The 5,473-nt window shown below is 39.0% G+C and carries 3 protein-coding genes; 1 reads left to right on the plus strand and 2 read right to left on the minus strand.

Translation table 11 applies throughout. From position 1 onward, the window contains the following. Positions 1-194 precede the first annotated feature (194 nt). On the plus strand, positions 195-905 hold the full coding sequence (locus tag L1D46_RS19545) for a DUF6445 family protein (protein WP_239978079.1): 711 nt from the start codon (positions 195-197) through the stop codon (positions 903-905). 38 nt (positions 906-943) lie between these two features. Here the strand turns inward: L1D46_RS19545 and L1D46_RS19550 are convergent, their stop codons facing one another. Next, positions 944-2,455 (minus strand): tryptophan halogenase family protein, encoded by a 1,512-nt coding sequence (locus L1D46_RS19550; RefSeq protein WP_130051883.1) that lies wholly within the window; start codon positions 2,453-2,455, stop codon positions 944-946. Positions 2,456-2,694: 239 nt separating this feature from the next. After that, positions 2,695-5,289: a TonB-dependent receptor gene (locus L1D46_RS19555; RefSeq protein WP_168990027.1), complete on the minus strand. Its 2,595-nt coding sequence runs from the start codon at positions 5,287-5,289 to the stop codon at positions 2,695-2,697. Between the last annotated feature and the right edge of the window lie 184 nt (positions 5,290-5,473).

A 5,473-nucleotide genomic window follows, 5' to 3' on the forward strand; every position in this document is an offset into this window, starting at 1 on the left:
GCCTATAGGTTTTGGCAACAAAAAGGAAGTGAAAATTTTGTGGCAGTTTGTACATTATAAATTAACAAATTTAGCTACCTTATCAATTAACCTTAAACGGCGAAAAAACAAACTATAACCACGCAAATATTATCACTCATAAGCCACTATTTTTGTTAGTATATTCAATAATTATGGAATGAGTGAGACAAACAATGGAAGGCTATCAATTAAATAAAGACTATAAAGTAAGCAGTGTATTCATTACTGAAATTAATGAAGCAGTGATCATTATTGATGACTTTTTAAAATACCTAGAGCCAGTTTATCACTTTGCCGCAAATACTGCGTACTTTCAGCCTCTTGGTAGTGATGGAACACTCTACCCAGGTAAGCGTGATGAAATGCCAGCTCCCTATTATCGTGCTTTTGAGCAGTTAATTAGCGAGCTTTTAGAACATGGAACTATTACAAGTGGTAAAAACAATTTATATCTCCATCGCTGCAAACTTTCACTAGTTACTCAAAATGCAAATGAATTAAATACGTTGCAGCGTATGCCACATATTGATTCAACCGATGATAAAACATTTGCAGCTGTGCATTATTTGTCTCCAAAAGAATGGGGTGGCACAGGGATATACAAATACTTACCCAATAACATTATTAAAGTGACAGCCGATAATCAAAATAGTGTGCATCAAATGATTGCTGATACAGAAAAACACAGCGCAACTCATCAAGGTTACTTAAATGAAACAACAGAGCTTTTTGAAAAAGTGATTAATATAGAAGCCAAAGTGAATAGACTAGTAATTTATAAGAGTAACTTACTGCATAGCGCAGCTCTTTTTAATACCAAAAAGTATAGTAATGACATAAACAACAGCCGATTATCTGTCTCTTCTTTTTTTAGAATAGAATGAACTGGCTAGCTTTGATAGCCAGATCATCTAAGTGAAATTTAGTACTTCTGTAAGCCAAATTTCTTTATTTTATCTAACAGCTCCCTGTGCTCAGGTAGCTCATTCAATAACTGCTTTATGCGTTGCTGTTTAAATTCAGCAACTTGTTGATTGTCGCTCTGCTTGGTTTGCTGCCTTGCCGGTACATAATGCATACCAAACAGTACATATAAGTAGTTTTCTAAGTCAAATAAATCGAACTTACTGGCAAAGTCTTCTCGTACCGGTGTAAAGCGCTGCCAGCGTGCTAGGTTACTTTTTAGTTTTTCTGATAACTGGTCGGTTTTTTTGTTATCACGCCAAAAGGCCGAGTCAGTTCTATCCGAAATACAGTAATGCATTTTTATAAAATCAAAGGTTTGTTGCCATACATAATTAACATGCTGATTGTAATCATCAGCAACTAAGTTTATATCATCTCGGGTACGAGGAAAGCGTTTGGCTAATAACCCCGCAGAAAAATCTGCAATTAAAATGGCTGTGGCTTCAAGTGGCTCAACAAACCCTTGCGACAACCCTACGGCGACACAGTTTTTGTGCCACATTTTTTCTCTGTGCCCTACTTTCATCGGGATCTTTCTTGGCGTTAAGTGCTCAAATTTGTTACCTAAGTAACGATGTAACTTTTCATGAGCTTGTTCGTCGCTCATATACTTAGATGAATAAACAAAACCCACTCCCCTTCGCTCTGTAAGCGCAATATCCCAAATCCACCCTGCTTGATGTGCCGTTGCAATTGTGTAGGGCGGTATTTCATCATCGCTTTGTGTAGGCACTTGCAATGTGATTGCAGTATCAGTTAATAAGCTATCTGATTTATCAACAAAACCAACTCCCAGCTTTTGTCCTATAAAGGCAGCCGAAAAACCAGAGCAATCGATAATAAAGTCAAACTGCAAGGCAGTACCTTCTGAGTCGATTAGGTGTGTAATGAAGCCATGCTCATCACAGGTGACATCTTTAATTTCTGCAAACAGGTGTTTAACAGCAAAATGTTGCGTGGCATGACTTCCTAAGAATGCAGCAAACTTTTTAGCATCAAAATGATAGGCATAACCGTTGACACCGGCATATTGTGGAGTCGCAATTGTTTTTGGTGCTAAATTATTTTCACAGCACGCATGCTGCTTAGAAACAAACTCAGCGTAATCATTACCGCTACCTTCAGCAAGCCACTGCTGTGTTAACTGCTCACCAAAAATATGTGGGTGATCAAATAAATGATGGTAAAAGTTAGCACCATGTTTGTGTTTATCTAGCCAATTTACAAACTTGATTGACTGCTTAAAAGTAACATCACATTCATTGATAAAGTCACTTTCACTGATACCAAACTTTTGTAAAGAGTTACGCATCGAAGGAACTGTACCCTCACCAACCCCGATGCTGGCAATATTAGGTGACTCGATTAATGTAATTTCAATGCCACTTTGTAACAGTGCATGACCTAAATGGTTAGCAGCTAACCAACCTGCGGTCCCGCCACCAACAATTGCGATTTTTTTTATCATTTATACTCGCCCACTTTTTATACCAATTCGCTTAATTAAATGGTCTTTTTTGAGGCAATAAAACCTCGTTGATAACAAGGCAAAAATTTCGTTATTTAGTTGTTCTAAATCAGAAATTTTTAACGCAGGTAGCGACAGGTTTAACCCCACAAAATAACTAAGTATTATTGCGGATTGGTATTACTCACAAAAAAGCCCAGTACGAGCTGGGCTTTCTTAATTTCGTTATCTAAATCAAATTAGAAACGTAGTGATACACCTAGCTTGTAGCGTGCTTCACCTTCAAAGCTCCATGCTGGGTAGCCGTTACGAAGCTCTGGAACAACTTCTGCATCTGAAGGAGCAACACCGATTTGTACGCTATCTTCTTCAGTTAAGTTAACAGCTTCAAACGTTACGTCAATATTATCAGTTACGCTGTAGTTAGCACTGAAATCAAGTGTACCGTATGATTGGTGCTCACGGTTACCGTAGAAGCCTGGAAGCTCACGGATCATGTACTCTGAACGCCAGTTATAAGCTAAACGAGCTGAGTAAGTATCTGTTTCATAGTAACCCACAAGATTCACAGTATGCTTAGACGAATCTGAGAATAATGGGATCATATCTGGGTAGTTTTCAGCTTCTGATGGTGCATCAACAAATGTGTAGTTTGCTGAGTAACCAAAGCCACTATCAAAGCCATCTTGAATTTGTAGCTCGATACCTTCGATTTGACCACCACTTGCATTTAGCTTAGTAGATAGAGTCCAGTTATCACCTTGAGTATCAGGGTCCACGACACCAATTTGTTGATTTAAGATTTGGCTTGAGGTAACAAATGATGTGATGTCTTTGAAGAAGTAAGTTGCACTTACCATACCATCACCATCAAAGTACCACTCAATACCTAAATCAGCTTGAGTTGCTTTGAATGGGTTAAGACCAACGTTACCTTTAGTTAGTACCTCATTATTTGCTGTACCATCAGCGTAACCTGCAAAAGATGATGCAGAGAACATATCAGTGTAGTTAGGACGTGCAATAACTTGTGCTGCAGAGGTACGTAAAATAACATCTTCAGCTAAATCAAATGCGATATTGATGCTAGGTAATACGTCGTTGTAGCTTGCTTTATCAGTACTAAGTGAACTCTCGTACTCACCGTTTGCAAAACCGTAGTAATCTGACTCTGCATCTGTTGAGATATAACGTAAACCGAAGTTACCGCGGATAGATTCTGCAGAGAATTCAGCCATTGCGTAAACTGCAAAGTTTTCTTCTTCGATTGTACCGTAACCTGAACGATATACAGCTGAATCATTATCGAAGCTTGAAATTGCAGCACGTGCATCAGCTACCATCTTGTCAAAATCTGGCTCTGGTAAAGTGAAACCAGCACCTGATGACATAGTACCTGAGTAGTAAGTCTCACCATCGCCACTAGGTAATGTATCAACTAAAGTAGTTGAGTAAGTTTCTTGTTTTACTTCGTGGTCTGCCCAACGGAAACCTGTTTTGATTGCAGTAATAGCACCAAAGTCTACAGGGAAAGATAGATCAACCTGTGCATAAGTTTCTTCATCTGTGTTAGGTTGTTTTTTCAGAGCCCAACCAGCTGGAGATAATGGACCTGCAAAGTCTGATGGTTCAAAGTACTTGTTATTAATATCAATTTTTATCACATCGCCAGTTGCATCATAAGTACCAGCATAATCAGATGGAACACCAATGAAGTTACCGTAGTTTGCAGTTAGGTCTGTACCACCTTCTGATTCAGTTGTACCGAAACGACCTTTTAATGTGAAATTTTCACCTTCGTATTTAAGGCTGAAATCAGCTGTGTCAGATGACATGCTTGCAATACGTGCCCAAGTTTGAGTCCAACCCGGGTTTGCACCTTCACCAGTACGACGGTAGAAAGTACATGTACCAGATGCATTTGTTTGCTCACATGCAGCTTCTTTGTCGTCTGGGAACATCACGAAGTTTGAGGTGTTTGCATTGTTTGCATCTAACTCAAGGCTCATAATGTTTAAGCCTAACTCTAGGTTTTCTGTAGGACGATATTGGAAAGTTGCATTTAGTGCAGTACGCTCACGTTCTTGTTGGAACGTAGTAGGCACAATATCACCCCAGCCGATAAGTGACTCAATACCGTTACGTTGATAATTTGTTTCTGCCCAAGATACTGAACCTAGTAAACCGAATGTTTCCTCATCATTTTTCCAGCTAAACAAACCAGAAACTTGAGGATCTGTTTCTTCAGAGATTGTGCCGTAATCGCCTTTTACACTTAAGAAAGTCGTACCAGCGTCAAGATCAAGCGGCTTACGAGTGTTAACGATAACCGTACCACCAACACCACCTTCTACAACGTCAGCTTGAGAAGATTTATAAACTTGGATTTCACCAACTAGTTCAGGTGGTAAAAGTGTGTAGTTGAAACTACGGTCGATTGATTGTTGGTCATACCAACCTGTTGATGCAACAGTTTGACCGTTTAAAAGTGTGCGTGTTAATTGGCTTGAAGCACCACGAATCGACACTTGTTGACCTTGACCGAATTGACGATTAACTGCAACACCTGAAATACGACCAAGTGCTTCACCTACATCGCCATCAGGAAACTTACCAATATCTTCAGCAGAAACAGCATCGACAACGCTGTCAGCAAAGCGCTTAGTATTCATTGAAGCTTCAAGTGAACGGCGAATACCGCGGACTTCAATTACTTCAACATCTTCTTGAACTTTAGTTTCTTCTGCTGCGTATGCAGCACCAGTGAACCCAGCACTCATTACGAGGCCGATATTAACTGCTAATAAGCTTTTCTTAAAATTTTTAGCTAACACAGGATTCCCCTTGAATCATTTTGTTGGTTTTTTATATCACTTCTGCCCAGTGATGATGACAACGCTGTCATCTAGTAACAAACCATACACTCTAAATTACATTTGTGCTACATCTTTTTGGTTAATTTGTGCAAAAAATTTACAACAAAATAATCAAGTTATTGATATAACTAATGTTTAATAT

It is taken from the genome of Pseudoalteromonas sp. Isolate3 (genome assembly GCF_022398505.1).
GTDB lineage: Bacteria > Pseudomonadota > Gammaproteobacteria > Enterobacterales > Alteromonadaceae > Pseudoalteromonas > Pseudoalteromonas apostichopi.